The sequence below is a fragment of the Kitasatospora sp. NPDC088391 genome (genome assembly GCF_044753345.1).
Classification (GTDB): Bacteria; Actinomycetota; Actinomycetes; order Streptomycetales; family Streptomycetaceae; genus Kitasatospora.
On sequence record NZ_JBIVNB010000006.1, the window covers coordinates 118,570 to 141,318 of the forward strand.

Annotated in this window: 22 protein-coding genes; 18 read left to right on the forward strand and 4 right to left on the reverse strand. The window is 74.3% G+C overall.

Annotated elements, in window-relative coordinates; translation table 11 throughout:
- Positions 1-202: 202 nt before the first annotated feature.
- The 3 genes from ACIQBJ_RS19775 to ACIQBJ_RS19785 all read left to right on the forward strand — a co-directional run bounded on the left by ACIQBJ_RS19775 (position 203) and on the right by ACIQBJ_RS19785 (position 4,209).
- Positions 203-2,104: an AMP-dependent synthetase/ligase gene (locus ACIQBJ_RS19775; RefSeq protein WP_400711686.1), complete on the forward strand. Its 1,902-nt coding sequence runs from the start codon at positions 203-205 to the stop codon at positions 2,102-2,104.
- A 67-nt stretch (positions 2,105-2,171) separates the two neighbouring features.
- On the forward strand, positions 2,172-3,401 hold the full coding sequence (gene hemW / locus ACIQBJ_RS19780; protein ID WP_400711689.1) for a radical SAM family heme chaperone HemW: 1,230 nt from the start codon (positions 2,172-2,174) through the stop codon (positions 3,399-3,401).
- A gap of 112 nt (positions 3,402-3,513) precedes the next feature.
- Positions 3,514-4,209 (forward strand): RNA polymerase sigma factor, encoded by a 696-nt coding sequence (locus tag ACIQBJ_RS19785; RefSeq protein ID WP_400711692.1) that lies wholly within the window; start codon positions 3,514-3,516, stop codon positions 4,207-4,209.
- Here ACIQBJ_RS19785 and ACIQBJ_RS19790 read toward each other — a convergent pair.
- The 4 genes from ACIQBJ_RS19790 to htpX form a co-directional block, all read right to left on the reverse strand.
- Positions 4,187-5,020, reverse strand: a complete 834-nt coding sequence (locus ACIQBJ_RS19790; protein ID WP_400711695.1) for a DUF3097 domain-containing protein — start codon at positions 5,018-5,020, stop codon at positions 4,187-4,189. The genes ACIQBJ_RS19785 and ACIQBJ_RS19790 overlap by 23 nt on opposite strands.
- Positions 5,021-5,102: 82 nt before the next feature.
- Positions 5,103-5,873: a DUF2785 domain-containing protein gene (locus ACIQBJ_RS19795; protein ID WP_400711698.1), complete on the reverse strand. Its 771-nt coding sequence runs from the start codon at positions 5,871-5,873 to the stop codon at positions 5,103-5,105.
- A 283-nt stretch (positions 5,874-6,156) separates the two neighbouring features.
- A complete protein-coding gene (locus tag ACIQBJ_RS19800) occupies positions 6,157-6,744 on the reverse strand; it encodes a hypothetical protein (protein WP_400711701.1) in 588 nt (195 codons plus the stop codon).
- Between the two features lie 71 nt (positions 6,745-6,815).
- Complete coding sequence (htpX, locus tag ACIQBJ_RS19805) at positions 6,816-7,736, reverse strand: zinc metalloprotease HtpX (RefSeq protein WP_400711704.1); 921 nt, start codon at positions 7,734-7,736, stop codon at positions 6,816-6,818.
- A 304-nt stretch (positions 7,737-8,040) separates the two neighbouring features.
- Between htpX and hrcA the strand changes: the two genes are divergently transcribed.
- The 15 genes from hrcA (at position 8,041) to ACIQBJ_RS19880 (ending at position 22,724) form a co-directional block, all read left to right on the forward strand.
- Complete coding sequence (hrcA, locus tag ACIQBJ_RS19810; protein WP_400711707.1) at positions 8,041-9,126, forward strand: heat-inducible transcriptional repressor HrcA; 1,086 nt, start codon at positions 8,041-8,043, stop codon at positions 9,124-9,126.
- An 86-nt stretch (positions 9,127-9,212) separates the two neighbouring features.
- Positions 9,213-10,349 (forward strand): molecular chaperone DnaJ, encoded by a 1,137-nt coding sequence (gene dnaJ / locus ACIQBJ_RS19815; RefSeq protein WP_400711710.1) that lies wholly within the window; start codon positions 9,213-9,215, stop codon positions 10,347-10,349.
- 135 nt (positions 10,350-10,484) lie between these two features.
- Positions 10,485-11,228 carry a 16S rRNA (uracil(1498)-N(3))-methyltransferase gene (locus ACIQBJ_RS19820; RefSeq protein ID WP_400711713.1) on the forward strand — a complete coding sequence of 248 codons (744 nt, stop codon included), beginning with the start codon at positions 10,485-10,487 and terminating at the stop codon, positions 11,226-11,228.
- 81 nt (positions 11,229-11,309) lie between these two features.
- Positions 11,310-14,510, forward strand: a complete 3,201-nt coding sequence (locus tag ACIQBJ_RS19825) for a PDZ domain-containing protein (protein ID WP_400711715.1) — start codon at positions 11,310-11,312, stop codon at positions 14,508-14,510.
- Positions 14,511-14,641: 131 nt separating this feature from the next.
- On the forward strand, positions 14,642-14,950 hold the full coding sequence (locus ACIQBJ_RS19830; RefSeq protein WP_400711718.1) for a cobalamin biosynthesis protein: 309 nt from the start codon (positions 14,642-14,644) through the stop codon (positions 14,948-14,950).
- 47 nt (positions 14,951-14,997) lie between these two features.
- A complete protein-coding gene (locus ACIQBJ_RS19835) occupies positions 14,998-16,551 on the forward strand; it encodes a hypothetical protein (RefSeq protein ID WP_400711721.1) in 1,554 nt (517 codons plus the stop codon).
- Complete coding sequence (locus ACIQBJ_RS19840; RefSeq protein ID WP_400711724.1) at positions 16,548-16,955, forward strand: hypothetical protein; 408 nt, start codon at positions 16,548-16,550, stop codon at positions 16,953-16,955. The genes ACIQBJ_RS19835 and ACIQBJ_RS19840 overlap by 4 nt, the downstream gene beginning before the upstream one ends.
- Entirely contained in the window at positions 16,952-17,359 is a 408-nt protein-coding gene (locus tag ACIQBJ_RS19845) for a hypothetical protein (RefSeq protein ID WP_400711727.1), read from the forward strand. Before ACIQBJ_RS19840 ends, ACIQBJ_RS19845 begins: the two co-directional genes overlap by 4 nt.
- Before the next feature lie 55 nt (positions 17,360-17,414).
- Positions 17,415-17,768, forward strand: a complete 354-nt coding sequence (locus tag ACIQBJ_RS19850) for a histidine triad nucleotide-binding protein (RefSeq protein ID WP_400711730.1) — start codon at positions 17,415-17,417, stop codon at positions 17,766-17,768.
- 3 nt (positions 17,769-17,771) lie between these two features.
- Entirely contained in the window at positions 17,772-18,689 is a 918-nt protein-coding gene (locus tag ACIQBJ_RS19855) for a ribonuclease Z (RefSeq protein ID WP_400711733.1), read from the forward strand.
- 174 nt (positions 18,690-18,863) lie between these two features.
- Positions 18,864-19,967 (forward strand): PhoH family protein, encoded by a 1,104-nt coding sequence (locus ACIQBJ_RS19860; protein ID WP_400711736.1) that lies wholly within the window; start codon positions 18,864-18,866, stop codon positions 19,965-19,967.
- A gap of 14 nt (positions 19,968-19,981) precedes the next feature.
- Entirely contained in the window at positions 19,982-20,476 is a 495-nt protein-coding gene (gene ybeY, locus ACIQBJ_RS19865) for an rRNA maturation RNase YbeY (protein WP_400711739.1), read from the forward strand.
- A gap of 13 nt (positions 20,477-20,489) precedes the next feature.
- Positions 20,490-21,821 (forward strand): hemolysin family protein, encoded by a 1,332-nt coding sequence (locus ACIQBJ_RS19870; protein ID WP_400711742.1) that lies wholly within the window; start codon positions 20,490-20,492, stop codon positions 21,819-21,821.
- A gap of 193 nt (positions 21,822-22,014) precedes the next feature.
- A complete protein-coding gene (locus ACIQBJ_RS19875) occupies positions 22,015-22,185 on the forward strand; it encodes a hypothetical protein (RefSeq protein WP_400711745.1) in 171 nt (56 codons plus the stop codon).
- Positions 22,185-22,724 carry a DUF4383 domain-containing protein gene (locus ACIQBJ_RS19880; RefSeq protein ID WP_400711748.1) on the forward strand — a complete coding sequence of 180 codons (540 nt, stop codon included), beginning with the start codon at positions 22,185-22,187 and terminating at the stop codon, positions 22,722-22,724. The genes ACIQBJ_RS19875 and ACIQBJ_RS19880 overlap by 1 nt, the downstream gene beginning before the upstream one ends.
- Positions 22,725-22,749 lie beyond the last annotated feature (25 nt).

Below are 22,749 nucleotides of genomic sequence, written 5' to 3' on the forward strand. Positions count from 1 at the left end.
GTGGAAAAGCTTCACGCGTTGGACGACCGATGCACTGCCGACCCGGGAGTGTGCCAGCTCACGCCACCCCCTTACGGATCGGCCCCCCACCCCCTAGGCTGCTGATTGCCCTCTTGTTACTCACCGGTTAAGTCGGTCGGTGGCCACCCCCCACGGGCCACCGCTCACCCACTCTCGGTCCACCCGCCCCCGGAGGTCCTCGTTGAGTTCCGCGCAGTCCATGATCGAGCGGCGCCCGCCCTCCGTGGCACACCTGTTGCTCAGCAGGGTAAAGGCCACCCCGAACGGTGAGGCCTACCGGTACCCGGTTCCGGTCGACGAGCAGGCGGCGGACGGTGCGCCGGGGGCGGAGCAGTGGCGTTCGCTGACCTGGGCACAGGCCAACGAGCGGATCAAGGCGGTGGCGGCGGGCCTGATGTCGCTGGGCATCCTCGCCGAGGACCGGGTGGCGATCGCCTCGGCCACCCGGATCGAGTGGATCCTCGCCGACCTCGGCAACATGTGCGCCGGCGCGGCCACCACCACGGTCTACCCGAGCACCAACTCCGACGAGACGGCGTTCATCCTGGCCAACTCCGGCAGCCGCGCGCTGTTCGCCGAGAACGAGGGCCAGCTGCGCAAGGCGGTCGAGCAGAAGCCGGAGCTGCCCGCGCTGGAGTACGTCGTCGTCTTCGACGAGCTGTCGGCCGACGCCCCGTCCGCCGACGGCCTGACCGTGCTCACGCTGGCCGAGCTGGAGGAGCGCGGCGCCGCGTACCTGGTCGAGCACCCGGACGCGGTGGAGAAGGCGATCGACTCCCTCGACAAGGAGCAGCTCGCCACCCTGATCTACACCTCCGGCACCACCGGCCGCCCCAAGGGCGTGCGCCTGGTCCACGACTGCTGGTCGTACGAGGGCGTGGCGCAGGAGGAGAGCGGGCTGCTGCGCCCGGACGACGTGCAGTTCATGTGGCTGCCGCTGTCGCACGTGTTCGGCAAGACGCTGATCTCCGGCCAGATCGCCACCGGCCACGTGATGGCGGTGGACGGCCGGGTGGACCGGATCATCCACAACCTGCCGGTGATCCGGCCGACCCTGATGGCCTCCGCGCCGCGGATCTTCGAGAAGGTCTACAACGGCATCGCGGGCAAGGCCCGGGCCGAGGGCGGCGCCAAGTACAAGATCTTCATGTGGGCGGCCAAGGTGGCCCGCGAGTACGCGCACGCCATCCAGGCCAGCCAGATCGCCACCGGGCACGAGAGCGCCCCGCTGGCCCTGCGGCTGCAGCACGGGCTGGCCGACAAGCTGGTGTACACCAAGATCCGGGCGGCGTTCGGCGGCCGGCTGCGCGGCGCGGTGTCGGGCAGCGCGGCGCTGGCGCCGGAGATCGGCTACTTCTTCAAGGGCGCGGGCGTCCCGGTGCTGGAGGGCTACGGCCTGACCGAGACCTCGGCCGGCTCCACAGTCAACCGGGCGGAGGACTTCCGGGTCGGCACGGTCGGCCTGCCGCTGCCCGGCACCGAGGTGCGGATCGCCGAGGACGGCGAGATCCTGCTGCGCGGCCCGGGCGTCATGCGCGGCTACCACGGGATGCCGGAGCAGACCGCCGAGGTGCTGGAGGCCGACGGCTGGTTCCACACCGGCGACATCGGCGAGCTCGGCGAGGGCGGCTACCTGCGGATCACCGACCGCAAGAAGGACATGTTCAAGACCTCGGGCGGCAAGTACGTCGCGCCCAGCGAGGTGGAGGGCAAGTTCAAGGCGATCTGCCCGTTCGTCAGCAACGTCCTGGTGATCGGCAACGGCCGCAACTACTGCACGGCGCTGATCGGCCTGGACGAGACGGTGATCATGCCGTGGGCGGCCGAGCACGGCCTGGCCGGCAAGTCCTACGCCGAGGTGGTGGCCGACCCGGCCACCGTCGCGCTGATCGACGGCTTCGTGAAGCGCCTCAACGGCGAGCTGCAGCGCTGGCAGACGGTCAAGAAGTTCGCGCTGCTCCCGCGGGACCTGGACATCGAGCACGGCGAGCTGACCCCGAGCCTGAAGATCAAGCGCCCGGTGGTGGAGCGCACCTACGCGGACGAGGTCACCGCGATGTACGCGGGCACCAACGAGGCCTGAGCCCCGCTCGCCCGGTACGGCCCGCCGGCTTTTCGGAGTTCCGGCGGCCGTACCGGACAATGGGCGCATGCCCTCCGCACTCCCCGACGGCGAACCCGTGCCGTCCGACGGTTCGCTGCCCGCCCGCGCCCTGGACGGGCTGGGCGGCCGACCGTTCGGTTTCTACCTGCACGTGCCGTACTGCGCCAGCCGCTGCGGCTACTGCGACTTCAACACGTACACCGCCACCGAGCTGCGCTCCTCCGGCGCCGTCGCCTCGCAGGAGACGTACGCCGACAACGTGGTCGCCGAGATCCGGCTGGCCCGCCGCGTCCTCGGCGACGCCGACCTGCCGGTGCGGACGGTGTTCCTCGGCGGCGGCACGCCGACCCTGCTGCCCGCCCGCGACCTGGTCCGGATGCTGGCCGCGCTGCGCGAGGAGTTCGGCCTGGCACCCGGCGCGGAGGTCACCACCGAGGCCAACCCGGAGTCCGTCGACCCGGCGTACCTGGCGGAACTCCGCGAGGGCGGCTACAACCGGATCTCCTTCGGCATGCAGAGCGCCCGCCCGCACGTGCTGGCCCTGCTGGACCGCCACCACACCCCGGGCCGCCCGGAGGCCTGCGTCGCCGAGGCCCGCGAGGCCGGGTTCGAGCACGTCAACCTGGACCTGATCTACGGCACCCCGGGCGAGTCCGACCAGGACTGGCGGGCCTCGCTGGACGCCGCGATCGGCGCCGGCCCGGACCACGTCTCCGCGTACTCGCTGATCGTCGAGGACGGCACCCGGCTCGCCGCCCGGGTCAAGCGCGGCGAACTGCCGATGATCGACGACGACGTGCACGCCGACCGCTACCTGATGGCCGATCAGGCGCTCGCCGCCGCCGGGTACTCCTGGTACGAGGTCTCCAACTGGTCCACCACGCCCGAGGGCCGCTGCCGCCACAACGAGCTGTACTGGACCGGCGCCGACTGGTGGGGCGCCGGCCCGGGCGCGCACAGCCACGTCGGCGGGGTGCGCTGGTGGAACGCCAAGCACCCGGCCGCGTACGCGCAGGCCCTCGCCGAGGGCCGCACGCCCGCGCTGGGCCGCGAGGTGCTGGCCGACGAGGACCGCCGGGTCGAGCGCATCCTGCTGGAACTGCGCCTGGCCGAGGGCTGCCCGCTGGACCTGCTCACCGCCGCCGGCCGGGCCGCCGCCGACCGGGCGCTCGCGGACGGCCTGCTGCAACCCGAACCGTACGCGGCGGGCCGGGCCGCGCTGACGCTGCGCGGCCGGCTGCTGGCGGACGCGGTGGTCCGCGACCTGGTCGACTGACCCGGGCGCGGCGCGGCGTCACCCGGACGAGTGGCGGTGGAACCGCCGGGGGCGCGGCGGCCGAGTACTCGGTGAAGGAACCCGACCAGGGCTCCCCGACCGAGGAGGGCGCATGCACACCTGCCGGCCCGAGCGCCGCGCCGCGCGCACCGACGGCCGTCCGTCGGACCTGACCACCCCGGACGGCTTCGGCGCCTTCTACCACCAGCACGTCGACGCCGTCCTCGACTTCGTCACCCGCCGGGTCGGCGACCCGCACCGGGCGGCCGACCTCACCGCGGACGTCTTCGTCGCCGCCCTGGAGGCCGCCGACGGCTACCGCCCCGGGCGCGGCCCGGCGATCGGCTGGCTGCACGGCATCGCCCGGTACGTGATCGCCGGGCAGCACCGCGGCGACGACCGGGAGCGCCGCGCACTGGGCCGGTTGCAGGGCCGCCGGCCGCTCGGCGAGGAGGGCATCCTCGCCCTGGAGGAGCGGATGGACGCCCAGTTCGCCGTCCGCGACCTCGCCGAGCGGCAGGCCGGTCTGAGCGCCCCGCTGCGCGCGGTGCTCGACCTGCTGGTGACCCGCGACCTGACCCACGCCGAGGCCGCCCGGGCGCTGGGCGTCTCGCAGGCCACGGTCCGGGCCCGGCTGCACCGGGCCCGCCGCAAGCTCGGCGCCGAACGCCTCCCCGCCCAGAAGGACCTGCCCCGCCCCGGCCCGCCCCAGCCCGGCAGGGCGGCGGCAGCACCGGCACCGGCGCCGGCTGCGGCACCGACCGCGGGTCAGGGCCGGGCGACCGTCAGGAGCCGCCCGGCTGGGTGACGAAGTCGATCAACTCCTCGACCCGGCCGAGCAGTTCCGGCTCCAGGTCCTTCCAGCCGTCGACCGAGGCGAGGATGCGCTTCCAGGCGGCGGGAGTGTCCACCGGCCAGCCCAGGCGGCGGCAGACGCCCTCCTTCCACACCTCGCCGCGCGGCACCTCGGGCCAGGCGGCGAAGCCCAGCCCGGCGGGCTTGACGGCCTGCCAGACGTCGACGTACGGGTGGCCGACGACCAGCACGTGCTCGCCGGTCACCCGCCCGGCGATCCGGTGCTCCTTGGTGCCGGGCAGCAGGTGGTCGACCAGCACGCCGAGCCGACGGCCCGGACCGGGGGCGAAGTCGGCGACGATCGCGGGCAGGTCGTCCACGCCCTCCAGGTACTCCACCACCACGCCCTCGATCCGCAGGTCGTCGCCCCAGACCCGCTCGACCAGTTCGGCGTCGTGCCGCCCCTCGACGTAGATCCGCGACTCGCGGGCCACCCGGGCCCGCGCCCCCGGCACCGCAACCGACCCGGAGGCGGTCAGCCCGGGCCCGCGCGCCGGGGCCGGACCGGTCGGCCGGACCAGCGTCACCACCCGGCCCTCCAGCAGGAAGCCGCGCGGCACCAGCGGGAACACCCGGTGCTTGCCGAACCGGTCCTCCAGCGTCACGGTGAAGCCTTCGGCGGTCCGCTCACAGCGCACCACCGCCCCGCAGAAGCCGGTCGCCGCCTCCTCCACCACCAGGTCGCGCTCCGCCGCGACCTCGGGGGCGGGCTGCTGCCGCTTCCACGGCGGGGTCAGATCCGGTCCGTACTCCCTGCTCCGCATGGGTGGCAGTCTACGAAACCGCCGCGGCCGCCCCCGCACCCGACGGGGCCCGGCGGCTGACAGGACGGCAGACGACGCCCCGTCAGCCCAGGTAGGGGGCGGCCGTGGAGAGCACCTCGGCGATCCGTCCGCCGACCGCCGCGCCGTGCGGCAGCACCCGCACCTCGTCCCCGCCCCACTTCGGGCGCACCCCGCGCACCGCCAGCAGGTGCACCACCCGCAGGGTGCGCAGCGTGTTCGAGACCTCGGCGGGCATCGGCCCGGGCTCCCCGGCGGCGAACACCTCGGCGACCGCGTCCAGCCAGCCGACCGCCGCGTCCTCGGTCAGCTCCGGGCGGGTCAGGGTCAGCGCCAGGGCGAAACCGAGGCGGTCGTCCTCCATCGCGTCCAGGACGTGGCCGGTCGGGGCGAGCAGGCGGGCCGCGCCCAGGGACAGCAGCGGCTCCGGGGCGACGGCCGGGTGCTGCCCGAACGCGGCCAGCAGATCGGCGCCGTGCGCGACGGCGTGCAGCCAGCCCAGCTCGGGATGGTGGCCGCGCAGGTCGGCCTCGGCGGGGTACCAGCGGGCGAACGCGTCGACCCACCCGGGCCGCAGGGTGCCGGCCGCGACGAGACGGGCCAGCACCAGCGGGGCGAAGGTCCGGGCCTGGACCTCCGGGTCGGCGAACCGCCCCGCCATCACGTCGCCGAGCGCCAGCCGGCGCCCCTCCGGGAGACCGGGCACCCAGCCGGCCAGCCGCGGGTACGCGTGCTCGTCGCGCTCCACCGGGTCGGGCGAGCGCAGCGCCGCGACGACGGAGGCCAGCTCGGCGTCGGACGGGTCACGGTCGGGCAGCGCGCTCCAGTCGATCACGACCGGCCACCCTAGACGCGCGCCCCTGCGGCCACCAGCGAATAACCCGCGGGGCGGGGAGGAGGAGGGGGAGGCCGGAGAAGGGCAAGCGTGTGGGGAAGGAGAGCGAAGGCCGGGAGGAGGAGAACGGATGCAGGGAGGAGAGGGAGGCGGGAGCAGGGGCGGGACCCGGAGCGGGGCAAGGGGATGGGAGGACAGCGAAGGCGGGGCCGGTAGAGGGGACGGGGAGGTGAAGGGCGGGTGCCGGAGGGAGGAGGTGTGGGCGGAGGAGAGGCGCGCGGGTTCAGGCGAGGCCCGGGGCGCCCCAGACCGGGAACCAGCGGGAGAGGTCGGGTTCGATCCGGAGGTCGTTGCCGAGCATGGCTTTGACCTGGAGCTCCAGGGCGTTGTCGCGCTTCTCGCCGCCGCCCGGCACCGGGGCGAAGGGGTAGAAGGTGCCGCGCTTGTACAGGTACACCAGGGCGAGTGCCCGGCCGCCGGTGTCGCGGAAGCCGACCAGGGAGCAGAGCAGTTGCGGGCCGAAGCCGTTGGCCTCCAGCTCGCTGTTGACGGCGTGCAGGTCGTTCACCAGGTCGGGCAGTTCGTCGGGGGTGTGCCGGGCCAGCAGCCAGGAGTACCCGTACCCGTCCCGGGACGCCTCCACGGGGGTGCCGCCGCGGTCGGTGTCGGCGTCCAGCAGGGCCCGGACCTGGGCCTGCACTTCGGCGAAGGCGCCGCCCTCGACGGCGGCGAAGCAGACCGAGCCGAGCCCGGTCGGGGTGAACCCGGCGGCGGCCTGCAGGGTCAGCGCCGCCGAGGGGACGCCGAACAGCTGGTCGAGGTCGGGCTTCACCGGCTTGGTCCGGCCGAACAGCGCGTCCAGGAATCCCACGGGGCAAGGCTCCTCACGGATCGTTGGAGGGAAGGCGGAGGGAAGTCGAAGGGAGGGCGGAGAGGCGGCGGTCACTGTCCGAGTTCGCCGGAGATCTTGGCCAGCTGCGCCAGCCGCTGCTCCAGCGACGGGTGGGTGGAGAACAGCTGGCCGGCGGCCTCCCGGGCGCTCAGCGCGGGCGCGAAGTAGAAGGCGTTGTAGGGCTGGGCCTGCCGCAGGTCCTTGGTCGGGATGGCGCCGATCTGCCCGGTGACCTTGGTGAGCGCCGAGGCCAGCGCGGAGGGGCGGCCGGTCAGCTGGGCGGCGGCCCGGTCGGCGGCGAGTTCGCGGTAGCGGGACAGCAGCCGGGTGAGCAGGAAGCTGATCGCGTACACCACCATCGACACCAGCGGGATCAGGATCATCGCGATCGCCGCGTTCTGGTCGTTGCTGTTGCGGTTGTTGCCGCCCATCATGCCGCCGTACATCGCGATCCTGGTGATCGCGCCGGCCAGCACGCCGAGGAAGCCGGCCACCGTCATCACCGCGACGTCCCGGTGCGCGACGTGCGACAGCTCGTGCGCGAGGACGCCCTCCAGCTCCTCCGGCTCCAGCCGGCGGAGCAGGCCGGTGGTCACGCAGATCACCGCGTTCTGCGGGTTGCGGCCGGTGGCGAAGGCGTTCGGCATGTCGTTGTCGGCGACCGCGACCCGGGGCTTGGGCATGTCGGCGAGCGCGCACAGTCGGTCGACGGCGCCGTGCAGTTCGGGGTACTGCTCGGGGGTGACCCGGTGGGCGCCCATCGCCCGTTCGGTGATCTTGTCGGAGAACCAGAACTGAGCGACGAACAGGCCGCCGGAGATCAGCACCACCAGCGGCCAGGCGCCGCGCAGCAGCACGATCAGCAGGCCGGTGAAGCCCACGTAGACCAGGCCGATCAGGAACATGGTCAGGACCATCCGGCCGGTCAGTCCGCGATCGGGGGCGAACCGGGAGTGCTGTGCCGCAGCCATGGCTGCTCCTCCTCTGCCTGGCGGGGCCGCGCCGACGCCGCCCCGCTCGCCTTCGATGCTGCCACCGGGCGGGGCCGCGGGCACCATGCGAAACGGGGGGAATCCGGGGGGAATCCGACACGCGCGGAGCGGGGGACGGTTTTCGGACGAGGATCACGCGGGCGGACCGTTCCTGCCGTCAGGCCCGGGCCGTACACTGGCACGTAAGGTTCTGGCACTCTGCCCAGTTGAGTGCCAGGCGGGGGCGGTGAGCACCCGGCGACCGGACCGACCAGACCGACGGACGACGACGGAGGTGCCGACCATGCCGGACGACGGCAAGCCCGACGGCAAGCCCGACGGCCGCCTGATCGAGACCCGCCCGTCCGTGCGTCCGCTGGACGAGCGGCGACTGGCGGTGCTCCGCGCGATCGTCCAGGACTACGTGGGCACCGAGGAGCCGGTCGGTTCCAAGGCGCTGGTGGAGCGGCACAACCTGGGCGTCTCCCCGGCCACCGTCCGCAACGACATGTCCGCGCTGGAGGAGGAGGGGTACATCCACCAGCCGCACACCAGCGCGGGCCGGATCCCCACCGACAAGGGCTACCGGCTGTTCGTCGACCGCCTCGCCGAGGTCAAGCCGATGACGCCGCCGGAGCGCCGGGCGATCCGGCACTTCCTGGAGGGCGCGGTCGACCTGGACGACGTGGTGGCCCGCACGGTGCGGCTGCTCGCGCAGCTGACCCGGCAGGTCGCGGTGGTCCAGTACCCGTCGCTGACCCGCTCCACGGTCCGGCACATCGAACTGGTGTCGCTCACCCCGACCAAGCTGATGCTGGTGCTGATCACCAACACCGGCCGGGTCGAGCAGCGGATGGTCGACTGCCCGGGCCAGGTCGGCGAGGCCCTGCTGGGAGACCTGCGGGCCAGGCTGAACGGCATGGCGGGCGGCTGCCGGCTGCCCGAGGTGCCGACCGTCCTGGAGGACCTGCCGGCCGGTTTCGAGCCGGCCGAGCGGGCGGTCGTCGGCACCGTGCTGAACGTGCTGTTCGAGGCGCTGGCCGAACAGAACGAGGAGCGGATCATGCTGGCGGGCACCGCCAACCTGACCCGTTTCGGTCACGACTTCCCGCTGACCATCCGTCCGGTGCTGGAGGCACTGGAGGAGCAGGTGGTGCTGCTGCGCCTGCTGGGTGAGACGGCGGACTCGGCGATGACGGTCCGGATCGGGCACGAGATCGCCTACGAGGGGCTGAATTCCACGTCGGTGGTCTCGGTCGGTTACGGTTCGGGCGACCAGAGCGTGGCAAAGCTGGGAGTGATCGGTCCGACCAGGATGGATTACCCGGGCACAATGGGGGCGGTGCGCGCGGTGGCACGGTACGTCGGCCAGATCCTGGCCGAGTCATAGCTGCTCAGGACGGCACGGTCTGTGTGGGACACTCACGCAGCGTCATCGCAGAGCACTTCTAGAGGCGGAACAAACCGGAGCATTTGGTGGCCACGGACTACTACGCGGTACTCGGCGTCCGACGCGACGCGGGGCAGGACGAGATCAAGAAGGCGTTCCGACGCCTTGCCCGTGAACTGCACCCGGACGTCAACCCGGACCCGAAGACGCAGGAGCGGTTCAAGGAGATCAACGCCGCCTACGAGGTGCTCTCCGATCCGCAGAAGCGTCAGGTCTACGACCTCGGCGGCGACCCGCTGTCGCCCGGCGGCGGGGCGGGCGGGTTCGGCGCGGGCGCGGCCGGGTTCGGCTTCTCCGACATCATGGACGCCTTCTTCGGCGCCGCGACCGGCCAGCGCGGCCCGCGTTCGCGCACCCGCCGCGGCCAGGACGCCATGATCCGGCTGGAGATCACCCTGGAGGAGGCCGCGTTCGGCACCACCAAGGAACTCCAGGTCGACACCGCCGTCACCTGCACCACCTGCAGCGGCGAGGGCGCGGCCCCCGGCACCTCCGCGCAGACCTGTGACATGTGTCGCGGCAAGGGCGAGGTCTCCCAGGTCACCCGGTCCTTCCTGGGCCAGGTCATGACCTCCCGGCCCTGCCCGCAGTGCCAGGGCTTCGGCACCGTCGTGCCGACCCCGTGCCCGGAGTGCGCCGGCGACGGCCGGGTCCGGGCCCGCCGCACCCTGACGGTCAAGATCCCGGCCGGTGTCGACAACGGCACCCGGATCCAGCTGGCGGGCGAGGGCGAGGTCGGCCCCGGCGGCGGCCCCGCCGGCGACCTGTACGTGGAGATCGCCGAGAGCAGCCACCCGACCTTCCAGCGGCGCGGCGACGACCTGCACTGCACCGTCACCATCCCGATGACCGCCGCGTCGCTCGGCACCCAGGTGCCGCTGCAGACCCTGGACGGCCTGGAGGAGGTCGACATCCGGCCCGGCACCCAGTCCGGCCAGTCGATCCCGCTGCACGGCCGCGGCATCACGCACCTGCGCGGCGGCGGCCGGGGCGACCTGATAGTGCACGTCGAGGTGCAGACGCCCACCAAGCTCGACCCCGAGCAGGAGGAGCTGCTGCGGCGGCTCGCCGTGCTGCGCGGCGAGGAGCGGCCGTCCGGGCAGTTCGCGCCCGGCCAGCAGGGGCTGTTCTCCCGGCTGAAGGACGCCTTCAACGGGCGCTGACGCCCGTCCCGGGGCCGGGGGCGGCGGGGCGACACGTCCCGCCGCCCCCGGCCCCCGCCCGTTCCCCGCCGCGGCGGGCCCGGCCGCTGCCCGCCGGAGCCCCGCCGCGCCCCCGTCGAGAGGGTTGCCGTACCGATGACCGCACCGGTGTTCGTCGTCGAGGACCTGGCGGGCGCCGCCCCCGGCGCCACCGTCCGCCTCGACGGCCCCGAGGGGCGGCACGCCGCCGCCGTCAAGCGCCTGGAGCCCGGCGAGGCCGTCACCCTCGCCGACGGCCGGGGCCGGGGCGCGGACGGCACCGTCGCCGCCGTGCACGGCAAGGACGCGCTGGACGTGCTGGTCACCGCCGTCCGGGAGGAGCCCGCGCCGGTGCCGCGGATCACCGTGGTGCAGGCCCTGCCCAAGGGCGACCGGGGCGAACTCGCGGTCGAGACGATGACCGAGGCCGGCGTCGACGCGATCGTGCCCTGGGCGGCGTCCCGCTGCATCACCCAGTGGAAGGGCGAACGCGGTGCCAAGGCGCTCGCCAAGTGGCGGTCCACCGCGCGGGAGGCCGGCAAGCAGTCCCGGCGGCTGCGCTTCCCCGAGGTCCACGACCTCGTGACGACCCGTCAACTGCTGCCGCTGCTGGCCGCCGCGGAGTTCGCCGCCGTCCTGCACGAGGAGGGCGCCCGGCCGCTGGCCGGCGCCGAACTGCCCGCCGCGGGCGGCATCGTGCTGGTGGTCGGCCCCGAGGGCGGCGTCTCCCCGGAGGAGATCGCGGCCTTCGCCGAGGCCGGGGCCGCCCCGCACCGCCTCGGCAGCTCGGTGCTGCGGACCTCCACGGCGGGCGTCGCCGCGACCGCGCTGCTGCTCGGCCGCACCGGCCGCTGGGGCTGAACGACGGCGTCCCGCGCGGCACGCGTCCCGTCCGTCCGGAATCCCCGGCAGCGCGCCGGTTCCGCCGCCTAGGGTGGCAGGATGACGGACTCGACGCGCGGCTATCTGCGCCACCCCCATCTGCACGGCGACCTCGTGGCCTTCGCCGCCGAGGACGACGTCTGGCTGGCACCGCTGGACGGCGGCCGGGCCTGGCGGCTGACGGCCGACCGGGCGCCGGTCGGGTCGCTGCGCTTCGCGCCGGACGGGCGGACGCTGGCCTGGACCTCGACCCGGGACGGCGCGCCCGAGGTGCACGTCGCCCCGGTCGAGGGCGGTCCGGCCCGGCGGCTGACGTACTGGGGCAGCCCGTACACGGCGGTGGCGGGCTGGACCGCGGACGGCCGACCGGTCGCGGTGACCGCCGCCGGCCAGGCCACCACCCGCCGGACCTGGGCGTTCGCGGTGCCGCTGGACGGCGGCGAGCCGACCAGGCTGCCGTACGGCCCGATCGGCTCGCTGGCCTTCGAGCCGGTGCCGGAGGGCGCGACCGGCGGCCGGGTGCTGCTCGGGACGGCGGGCCGGGACGCCGCGCACTGGAAGCGCTACCGCGGCGGCCGGGCCGGGAAGCTGTGGATCGGCGCCGCCGGGTTCGAGCGCCTGCACGCCGAACTGGACGGGCAGTTGGAGTGCCCGATGTGGGTCGGCGACCGGGTCGCGTTCCTGTCCGACCACGAGGGCGTCGGCCGGCTCTGGTCCAGCCTCCCCGACGGCTCCGACCTGCGGGCGCACGGCCCGGCCGACACCGCCTTCTACGCCCGGCAGGCGTCCACCGACGGCACCCGGGTGGTCTGGCAGAGCACCGGCGGACTGTGGCTGCTGGACGACCTGGACGGGGCCGAGCCGCGCCGCCTCGACGTCGCCCCGGCCGGCCCGCGCACCGGCCGCCAGCCGTACCCGACGCCCGCCGCCGGGCAGGTCGAGACCGCCGTCGCCGACCGCACCGGCCGGGCCGCCGCCGTGGTGGTGCGCGGCACCGTGCACTGGGTCACCCACCGGGAGGGCCCGGCCCGGGTGCTCGACGAGACGCCCGGGGCGCGCGGCCGGACGGTCCGGGTGGTGCCCGGCGAGGACGGCGCGCAGGGCGCGGTCTGGGTGACCGACGCGGCGGGCGACGACGCCATCGAGTACGCCCCCGCGGTGCTCGGCGCCGAGCGCCGCCGCCTCGCCGCCGGGCAGCTCGGCCGGGTCCGCGAACTGGTGGTCTCCCCGGACGGCCGGCAGCTCGCGGTGGCCTCGCACGACGGCCGGGTGCTGCTGGTCGCGCTCAGCGACGGCGCGGTCAACGAGCTGGCGCACAGCGGCGACGGCGAGGTCTCCGGGCTGGTGTTCAGCCCCGACTCGGCCTGGCTGGCCTGGTCGCACCCGGTGTTCGGCCCCTGGTCGCTGCGCCAGATCAAGCTCGCCGACCTGACCTCACGGACCGTCAGTGACGCCACCCCGCAGCGCTTCCACGACTACTCGCCGGCCTTCACCGCCGACGGCCGGCACCTGGCCTTCCTGTCGGTCCGCACCTTCGACCCGGTGTACGACCAGCACGCCTTCGACCTGTCCTTCCCCGGCGGCACCCGCCCGTTCCTGCTGACGCTGGCCGCCGACACCCCGTCGCCGTTCGGCCCGCAGCGGGCCGGGCGGCCGGCCGGCGGCGAGGAGGACGAGGCCAAGGACGGCGACAAGGGCGAGTCCGCACCCACCACCCGGGTCGACCTGGAGGGCCTGGCCGACCGGATCGTGCCGTTCCCGGTCGAGGCCGGCCGGTTCGGCGAACTGCGCGCCGCCAAGGACGGCGTGCTGTGGACCAGGCTCCCGTTCTCCGGCGAACTCGGCGACACCGCCGCCTCGTTGGACGACGAGCCGGCCCGCACCGGGCTGGAGCGCTACGACCTGCGCAAGCGCCGGGTGGAGGAACTGCTCTCCGGCGTCGACGGCTTCCACGTCTCCGGCGACGGCACCCGGCTGGCCGTGCTGGACGGCGGCGCCCTGCGGATCGTGCCGTCCGAGCAGCGGGCCGGCGAGGAGGAGGTCACCGACGTCGACCTGGACCGGGTCCGGGTCACCGTCGACCCGGCCGCCGAGTGGCGGCAGATGTTCGACGAGAACGGCCGCCTGATGCGCGACAACTTCTGGCGCGCCGACCTCGGCGGCGTCGACTGGGCGGGCGTGCTGGACCGCTACCGGCCGCTGGTCGAGCGGCTCGGCAGCCACTCCGACCTGGTCGACCTGCTCTGGGAGACGGTCGGCGAGCTCGGCACCTCGCACGCCTACGTCGTCCCGCCCGGCCGCGGCACCGACGCGGCCCGCCGGCAGGGCCTGCTCGGCGCCGACCTGGTCCGGGACGGCGAGGTGTGGCGGGTGGCCCGGGTGCTGCCCGGCGAGTCCTCCGACCCGCGGGCCCGCTCCCCGCTGGCCGCGCCCGGCGTGGCGATCCGCCCCGGCGACGCGATCCTCGCCGTCAACGGCCGCCCCGTCGACCCCGTCACCGGCCCCGCCCCGCTGCTGGCCGGGACCGCCGACCAGCCCGTCGAACTCACCGTCGCCGGCCGGGACGGCGGCGAGCGCCACCCCGTGGTCGTCCCGCTCGACGACGAGGAGGCGCTGCGCTACCACGACTGGGTGGCCGGGCGGCGGGCCGCCGTCCGCGAACTGTCCGGCGGCCGGCTCGGCTACCTGCACGTCCCCGACATGCAGAGCGCCGGCTGGGCGCAGATCCACCGCGACCTGCGGGTGGAGATGGCGCACGAGGGCCTGCTGGTCGACCTGCGGGAGAACCGCGGCGGCCACACCTCGCAGCTGATCATCGAGAAGCTGTCGCGCCGGATCGTCGGCTGGGACCGCGGCCGCGACCTCGCCAACCCCGAGCCCTACCCCGGCGACGCCCCGCGCGGCCCCGTGGTCGCGCTCGCCAACGAGGCCTCCGGCTCCGACGGCGACATCGTCAACGCCGCCGTCCAGGCCCTCGGCATCGGCCCGGTCGTCGGCACCCGGACCTGGGGCGGGGTCATCGGCATCGACAGCAAGTACGCGCTGGTCGACGGCACCGCCGTCACCCAGCCCAAGTACGCGTTCTGGCTGGAGGGCTACGGCTGGGGCGTGGAGAACCACGGCGTCGACCCCGACGTCGAGGTGCCGATCCCGCCGCACGACTGGGCGGCCGGCCGCGACCCGCAGCTGGAGACCGCCGTCCGGCTCGCCCTGGAGTCACTGGAGCGCACCCCCGCCAAGACCCCGCCGCCGCTCGACTGACCCGGCGCCGGGAACCGTTCGCCACCGGAGGACCGGCCGCTGTCAAGAGGGCCGGTTCTCCGCACCCCCTGTTGACTGCGTCTCGTCACCGCTAGGGTGCCCGCAGTGACCGAGCGACGGCGGGGGGAACGTTGGCAGCACCGGACTTCGACGTGGACCACGACGCCCTGGAGGAGTGCGCGAAGCGGCTCGACCGGGCCGGGGAGGACCTGGAGGCGGTGGCCGGGCGGTTCCGCGAACCGCCGCACTTCGACCGGGACTTCTTCGGCGACTACGGCGTCGCCGAGGCGGCCGCCGGGTTCTTCGCGCACTGGCAGGACGAGCGCCGGCTCGACATCGAGGCGCTGCGCGAACTCGCCGGGAAGGTCCGGCAGAGCGCCGCCAACTACCGGGACACCGACGCGGCGGTGGCCGCCGCGGTCGGCGGCCGGCCGGGCTGAACCGCGTCCCGGGGACGGCCCGAGCCGGCTGAAGGGGAGTCAGCAGTATGTCGACACAGCGCGAACGGGTCGAGGCGCTCGACCGCACCGTCGAGAGCGCGCACGGGATGTGGGGCGCGGGGGAGCTGCGCCGCGCCGTCCGCGCGGCGATCCGGCAGCCCGGGCCGAGCGGCGTCCCCGGCACGATCGGCTCGCTCGCCGAGGACTTCGGCTGGGCCGCCGGCCAGGTCGACCGGGTCCAGGCCGAGGTGGCCGGCGTCGCCCGCGGCAGCCTCCCGTCCGCCTGGACCGGCCGGGTCGGCGAGCGGGCCGCCGAGGCCGTCACCGCCACCGCCCACGACCTGACCCGGACCACCGAGGCCCACACCCGGGCCGCCCGGGTGCTCGCCGACCTCTGCGACACCCTGGCCGAGGCCCAGGCCACCCACGCCCGCGCCGGCGGCCCGCTCCAGCACGCCGCCGACCTGCTGGACCGGATCACCGGCTGGGGCGGCCTGCCCGACCCGCTCGCGTGGGACGACGACACGATGCACGAGGCCCAGGCCGAGGCAAGGTACGCCGTCGGTCTGATGCTGAACGCCGCCGTCCGCGCCGAGGAGGCCGGCCACCGGGCCGCCGCCGAACTCAACCGGCTCGCCGCCCAGGCCGAGGCCGCCCGGATGAGCGGCGGCAGCCTGGGCGCCGCCGACCGGATCGTCCTCACCGACCCCGCCGCGATCGGCGACCGCAACCGCATCCTCGGCGCCGACGGCGCCGAACGGGCCGGCCGCTCCCTGGACCGGATGACCCCCGCCGACCGGGACCGGACCACCGCCCTGCTCGCCGCGGCGGCCTCCCCCACCGAGCGCGCCTACCTGACGAAGGCCCTGGCGGCCGGGCACGGCGCGGACGAACTCGCCGCCTTCGGCCGGCAGATCCACGACCGCACCCCGGCCTGGCTGGACTACCACCTGCGGCCGCTGCGGCTGGACTCCGCCGACCCGCGGACCGGCGTGGAGCACCGGCGGACGGTCGGCTACCTGGGCGTCACCTGGGACCAGGGCCCCCACACCTGCGTGGCGTCCTCGACCGTGATGGCCCGGGTCGCCGCCGATCCGGTCTACGCCCTGGGGCTCACCACCGGCGGCCACCCCGACGACCAGAAGTACGACAATCCGAAGGCGTTCGCCGACCGGCTGCGGGCCGAGCAGAACCGGGTCTACGACGGCGGGCGCGAGTGGTACCACCACCTGCCGCTCATCGACCCCGGCGGCATGACCAACAGCGAGTCGGTCGACGCGATGAACCGGGAGGTCGGCACCCCGACCGGGGTCGACTACCGCAACGTCGCCCTCGACGACGGGAACGCCCGGCGGGACGTCCTGGTCGAGGTGGAGAAGGCCGTGGACGAGGGCAGACCCGTCCCCGTGAGCATCCGGGGCGAGGACCAGGGACACCAACTCATGATCATCGGGCACAGCGGCGACAAGCTCCAGGTCTACAACCCGTGGGGTTACACCACCTGGGTCGACGAGGACGACTTCGTCCACGACCGGATGGACTCCGCGCTGACCGGCCCGCCCCGGATGAACACCGCCGTCAGCGTCCGCCTCCCGAAGTGAGCACCGTGACGACCGCCCCCGGCCCGCACCGGACCGACGCCGAACTCGCGGCCCTGGACGTCCCCGTCCTGCTGCGCTTCGGCCTGCCCCGGCCCGGCCCGCACCGCCGCGGCCTGTTCGGCGAGGGCGCGGTGGCCGCCGCGCTCCGGGCCGAGGCGTGCGGGGCGGTGCCGCACGCCGTCGCCTACCTGGCCGAGCTGGTCCGCGCGGCGGGCCTCCGGGCGGCCGCCGAACTGCCGGAGCCGCTGGCCGGGCCGGACGCGGCCGCCCTGGCCCGGGAGTGGCTGGAGGCGGCCCGCTCGGTGCTCGCCCCCGGGGACCTCGGCACCGAGGAGCTGGTGGCGGACTGGCTCGACGCCGTCGCGCTGGTGCTCGGCGTCCGGCGGGCGAGCGGGCGCGGATGAGGGGGCGACGGATCCTGCTGGTCCTGGTGCTGCTGCCGCTGCTGACCGCCCCGGTCCGCCAGGAGGGACGGCTGGCGCACGGCAGGGTGTTCCCGAAGGGCGTGACGGAGATCGAGGTCCGGCCGGGGGAGCTGTTCTCGCTGCACTGGCGGCTGGGCGTGGTGCCGGGGACGGACCACCGGCCCGTGCGGCCGCTGGCGGACCCGGGCGTGCTGGCCTACGTGGGGGCGGACGCGGTCCCCGGCGACCCGGAGTACCTGGGCGACGGCGGCGAGCTGTACCTGGTGTTCAAGTCCAGGGGCCGCGGCACCACCGGGCTGACGGTCGTCAACTGCGCCTGGTGCGACGGCGACACCAGGAGCAGCTACGGCGAACGCGACACCTACCGGATCACGGTGCGCTGATCCCTGTAGGGTCGTGCCACCAGCGACGGGCGTTCGGGCGGAGGGAGCACGGAAGATGGCCGGCGAGGCACAGGCGGACTGTGTGTTCTGCAGGATCGTGGCGGGGGAGATCCCGGCGACGGTGGTCCGGAAGAGCGAGCGGACGCTGGCCTTCCGCGACATCAGCCCGCAGGCGCCCACCCACCTGCTGGTCATCCCGCGGGTGCACTACCCGAACGCGGCCGAACTGGCCGCCGCGGAGCCCGCCGTCGCGGCCGAACTGCTCGTCGAGGCGGGGGAGGCGGCGCGCGCCGAGGGCCTGGCGGCGTACCGGCTGATCTTCAACACGGGCGCGGAGGCCGGGCAGACGGTGTTCCACGCGCACGTGCACGTGCTGGGCGGCGAGCCGTTCACCGAGGGGCTGGTCTGACCGTTGTCGCAGCGTGAACTCGTCGTCCTGGGCACGGCCAGCCAGGTGCCGACCCGGCACCGGAACCACAACGGGTACCTGCTGCGCTGGGACGGCGAGGGGCTGCTGTTCGACCCGGGGGAGGGCACGCAGCGGCAGATGCTGCACGCCGGGGTGAGCGCCACCGGGATCACCCGGATCGCGGTCTCGCACTTCCACGGGGACCACTGCCTGGGCCTGCCGGGCGTGGTGCAGCGGATCAACCTGGACAAGGTCCCGCACCCGGTGGACGCCTACTACCCGGCGTCCGGGCAGGTGTTCTTCGACCGGCTGCGGTACGCCTCCGCCTACCACGAGGGCGCCGAGATCCGGGAGCGGCCGATCGCCGGACCCGGCCCGCTGGCCGCGCCCGGCGCGCCGTTCGCGCTGGCGGCGGCCCGGCTCTCGCACCCGGTGGAGTCGTTCGGCTACCGGCTGACCGAGCCGGACGGCTTCCGGCTGCGGCCGGAGCGGCTGCGCGAACTCGGGGTGCGCGGCCCGGCGGTGGGCCGGCTGCAGCGCGAGGGCCGGATCGAGGTGGACGGGCGGACGGTCACGCTCGCCGAGGTCGGCGAGACCCGGCCGGGGCAGCGCTTCGCGTTCGTGATGGACACCCGGCTCTGCCCGGGCGTGCTCGAACTCGCCGACGGCGCCGACCTGTTGGCGATCGAGGCGACCTTCCTGGAGGCGGACGCGCACCTCGCCGAGGAGCACGGCCACCTGACGGCCGGGCAGGCCGCCCGGGTGGCCGCCGAGGCGGGCGTCCGGCGGCTGGTGCTGACCCACTTCTCGCAGCGCTACCCGGACCTGGCGGGCCACCGGGCGGAGGCGGAGAAGTACTTCGACGGCGAGGTCGTGGTCGCCGAGGACCTGGCCAGGGTCCCCGTCCCGCCGCGCCGTTGACCGCCGCCCGCGCACGGGCGTGCGGAAAACCGCTCGCGCATCGGGCCGGGAGCGCCCACCATCGAAGCCGCCGCGCCGCTCCGGCGAACACCCGCGCGGCGTACCCTGGTGACCCGGAGAGCCCGAGCCACACGACACGACGGATTGGGATGAGGCAGGCCGCAGCGCCGACCCATGACTGACACACCGCAGACCCGCACCGACGGACAGCGGCGCCCGGACGAGGCGCCCGCCAGCACCCGGATCACCATTCCGGAGAAGCACCCGATGGTCACCCTGCTGGGTGCGGCCGACTCGCTCCTGCGAGTGATCGAGGACGGCTTCCCGGGCGCCGACATCCACGTCCGCGGAAACGAGGTGACGGCCACCGGCTCTCCGGCCGAGGTCGCGCTCGTCAAGCAGCTCTTCACCGAGATGATGCTGGTGCTGCGCACCGGCCAACCCCTGACGGAGGACGCCGTGGAGCGTTCCATCGGCATGCTCAGGAACGCCGCCGAGGACCCGGCCCACCCGGTCCCGTCCGAGGTGTTCACGGCGAACATCCTGTCCAACCGGGGCCGCACGATCCGCCCCAAGACGCTGAACCAGCAGCGGTACGTCGACGCGATCGACAAGCACACCATCGTGTTCGGCCTCGGCCCGGCCGGCACCGGCAAGACCTACCTGGCGATGGCCAAGGCCGTGCAGGCGCTGCAGGCCAAGGAGGTCAACCGGATCATCCTGACCCGGCCGGCCGTCGAGGCGGGGGAGCGGCTGGGCTTCCTGCCCGGCACCCTGTTCGAGAAGATCGACCCGTACCTGCGCCCGCTGTACGACGCGCTGCACGACATGATGGACCCGGACTCGATCCCGCGGCTGATGGCCGCGGGCACCATCGAGGTCGCCCCGCTGGCGTACATGCGCGGCCGCACCCTGAACGACGCCTTCATCATCCTGGACGAGGCGCAGAACACCTCGCCCGAGCAGATGAAGATGTTCCTGACCCGCCTCGGCTTCAACTCCCGGGTGGTGGTCACCGGCGACACCAGCCAGATCGACCTGCCGAACGGCACCCGGTCCGGCCTCAAGGTGGTCCAGGAGATCCTGGCCGACGTGCCCGACATCCACTTCTCGGTGCTGACCAGCACCGACGTGGTCCGGCACAAGCTGGTCGGCCGGATCGTCGACGCGTACGAACGCTGGGACGCCCGGCAGGAGTCCGAGGAGTCCGGCGACCGCAAACCCGTCCAACGCCGGGGCGCCCGGGCGCCCCGGCAGTCCCATCGCACCGAAAGCTGAGTACCCAGCCCGTCATGTCGATCGACATCGCCAACGAGTCCGGGTGGGACGTCGACGAGGAGTCCATCCTCGACGTCGCCCGCTACGCCCTCGACCAGATGCGGATTCATCCGCAGTCCGAGCTCTCCGTGATCCTCTACGACAGCGAGTCGATGGCGGAGCTGCACGTCCAGTGGATGGACCTGCCCGGTCCGACCGACGTGATGTCCTTCCCGATGGACGAGCTGCGTCCCGGCAAGGAGGGCGAGGACCTGCCGGAGGGCCTGCTCGGCGACATCGTGCTCTGCCCCGAGGTCGCGAAGCAGCAGGGCCTGGCCGCCCCGACGCAGCACTCGATGGACGAGGAGCTGCAGCTGCTCACCGTCCACGGGGTGCTGCACGTGCTCGGCTACGACCACGAGGAGCCCGACGAGGAGCGCGAGATGTTCGCGCTGCAGAAGCGGATCCTGGACGACTGGCGGGCCGGCCGCGGCCTGTCCGGCCTGTCGCCCGCGCCGACCGTCCACTGAGGGCCGGCCCGCTGTGAGTGGTGAGAGTACGAGCTTCCTGGTCGGGGCGTTCCTGCTGGTGGTGCTCGGCTGGCTGGCCGCGTGCGCGGAGGCGGGCATCTCCCGGATGTCCCGGTTCCGGGCCGAGGAGGCGGTCCGGTCGGGCCGGCGCGGCTCCGACCGGCTGCTGACGCTGGCCTCCGACAGCATCCGCTACCTCAACCTGGCGACGCTGATCCGGGTGGCCTGCGAGATGGCGGCCGCGGTGCTGGTCACCGTGGTGTGCGTGCGCGGCTTCCAGCAGACCTGGCAGGCCGTGCTGGTGGCGTTCGGCGTGATGGTGCTGGTGTCCTTCGTGGCGGTCGGGGTCTCCCCGCGCACGATCGGCCGCCAGCACCCGCTGAGCACCGTCACCGCCGCGTCCTACGTGCTGCTGCCGCTGGCCCGCATCCTCGGGCCGATCCCGAAGCTGCTGATCCTGCTGGGCAACGCGCTGACGCCCGGCAAGGGCTACCGGGAGGGGCCGTTCGCCTCCGAGGCGGAGCTGCGGGCGCTGGTCGACCTGGCCGAGCAGGACGACCTGATCGAGGACGAGGAGCGCCGGATGGTGCACTCGGTCTTCGAACTGGGCGACACCATCGTCCGCGAGGTGATGGTGCCGCGCACCGACCTGGTGATGATCGAGCGGCACAAGACCGTCCGGCAGACCCTGACGCTGGCGCTGCGCTCCGGGTTCTCCCGGATCCCGGTGGTCGGCGACAACGAGGACGACGTGGTCGGCATCGTCTACCTCAAGGACCTGGTGCGGCGCACCCACGTCAACCGGGAGTCGGAGTCCGAGCAGGTGGACTCGGTGATGCGCCCGGCGGTGTTCGTGCCCGACTCCAAGCCGGCCGCGGACCTGCTGCGCGAGATGCAGCAGATGCGCTCGCACGTGGCGATCGTGATCGACGAGTACGGCGGCACCGCCGGGCTGGTCACCATCGAGGACATCCTGGAGGAGATCGTCGGCGAGATCACCGACGAGTACGACCGGGAGATCGCGCCGGTCGAGGACCTCGGCGACGGCAGCTACCGGATCACCGCCCGGCTGACCGTGGAGGACCTCGGCGAGCTGTTCGGGATCGAGCTGGACGACGAGGACGTGGAGACCGTCGGCGGGCTGCTGGCCAAGTGCCTGGGCCGGGTGCCGATCCCCGGCTCCTCGTGCGAGGTGCCGGTGCCGGAGGGCAGCGGCCTGGCCGCGATCCGGCTGACCGCGGAGAGCTCGGCGGGCCGCCGCAACCGGATCGGTACCGTGGTGGCCGCGCCGGTCCGGGCCGACGCGGAGGCCGCGGAACCGGCCGAGGAGCACGCCGCCCCCTGAGCCGGGGCGGACCCGCGGACCCGACGGGCCCTTGGCCGGGCCGTCCCAACCGGAGCGCCGGTTCGGACGGTTCGGCCGGGGGCCCGTTTGCGGTGCCGCCGGTCGGGCGCGCACGGTGGAAGACATGGCACATCTACTGCGCGCGGAATACGGCCCAGGCGGGCCGGCCGGCGGGGTGGCCAGGTGGCACGTGGTGCGTGGCGCCGACCCTTCGCACGGCATGTGCGGCGCCGAGATCGGCTCGGACGCCGAGAGCAGGCCGGAGGAGGCCTGGGGCACCGGGCTGCACTGCTGCCAGCAGTGCGGGTCGCTGTACCTGCACGAGGTGCCGTTCCTCCGCTCCGACCACGCGGGGAGGACCTGATGAGACTGCACGACGAGCTCCCGGCCGACCACCGGCTGGGCACGGTGTACCGGTACGGCGCGGGCCTGGGCGGCCTGTTCCTGGTGGTGTTCGGCATCCTCGGGCTGACCGGCACCCACCCGGGCTTCCTGGACACCGAGGGCAAGGAGGTGCTGGGCCTGTCCAGCAACGGCGCGCTCAGCGTGCTGTCGCTGGTGGCCGGCGCGGTCCTGGTCCTGGGCGCGGTGCTCGGCGGCAACACCGCCTCGAACATCAACATGGCGATGGGCGCGCTGTTCGTGCTGGCCGGCTTCGTCGGCCTGGCGGTGCTGGACTCCGGCGCCAACCGGCTGGCCTTCCACATCTCCAACGTGATCTTCAGCTTCGTGTTCGGCTTCGTGATCCTGACCTTCGGCATGTACGGCCGGGTCAGCGGCCACCTGCCGCACGACAATCCGTACTGGCGGGAGCGGCACGGGAAGGCGGCCGACCGCCCGGCCGGCCCGCCCGCGCTGGTGAAGGTGCTCCGGCCCGGTCCGCCGAATCCGACCGGGCACTGACCGGCGCGTCGTAGAGTGGGGGCAC

Coding starts and splice junctions, on each gene's coding strand:
- hemW (WP_400711689.1), top strand. CDS start 2,172: ATGCCCTCCGCACTCCCCGACGGCGAACCCGTGCCGTCCGACGGTTCG.
- ACIQBJ_RS19785 (WP_400711692.1), top strand. CDS start 3,514: ATGCACACCTGCCGGCCCGAGCGCCGCGCCGCGCGCACCGACGGCCGT.
- ACIQBJ_RS19790 (WP_400711695.1), bottom strand. CDS start 5,020: ATGCGGAGCAGGGAGTACGGACCGGATCTGACCCCGCCGTGGAAGCGG.
- htpX (WP_400711704.1), bottom strand. CDS start 7,736: ATGGCTGCGGCACAGCACTCCCGGTTCGCCCCCGATCGCGGACTGACC.
- hrcA (WP_400711707.1), top strand. CDS start 8,041: ATGCCGGACGACGGCAAGCCCGACGGCAAGCCCGACGGCCGCCTGATC.
- ACIQBJ_RS19820 (WP_400711713.1), top strand. CDS start 10,485: ATGACCGCACCGGTGTTCGTCGTCGAGGACCTGGCGGGCGCCGCCCCC.
- ACIQBJ_RS19825 (WP_400711715.1), top strand. CDS start 11,310: ATGACGGACTCGACGCGCGGCTATCTGCGCCACCCCCATCTGCACGGC.
- ACIQBJ_RS19835 (WP_400711721.1), top strand. CDS start 14,998: ATGTCGACACAGCGCGAACGGGTCGAGGCGCTCGACCGCACCGTCGAG.
- ACIQBJ_RS19845 (WP_400711727.1), top strand. CDS start 16,952: ATGAGGGGGCGACGGATCCTGCTGGTCCTGGTGCTGCTGCCGCTGCTG.
- ACIQBJ_RS19850 (WP_400711730.1), top strand. CDS start 17,415: ATGGCCGGCGAGGCACAGGCGGACTGTGTGTTCTGCAGGATCGTGGCG.
- ACIQBJ_RS19860 (WP_400711736.1), top strand. CDS start 18,864: ATGACTGACACACCGCAGACCCGCACCGACGGACAGCGGCGCCCGGAC.
- ybeY (WP_400711739.1), top strand. CDS start 19,982: ATGTCGATCGACATCGCCAACGAGTCCGGGTGGGACGTCGACGAGGAG.
- ACIQBJ_RS19880 (WP_400711748.1), top strand. CDS start 22,185: ATGAGACTGCACGACGAGCTCCCGGCCGACCACCGGCTGGGCACGGTG.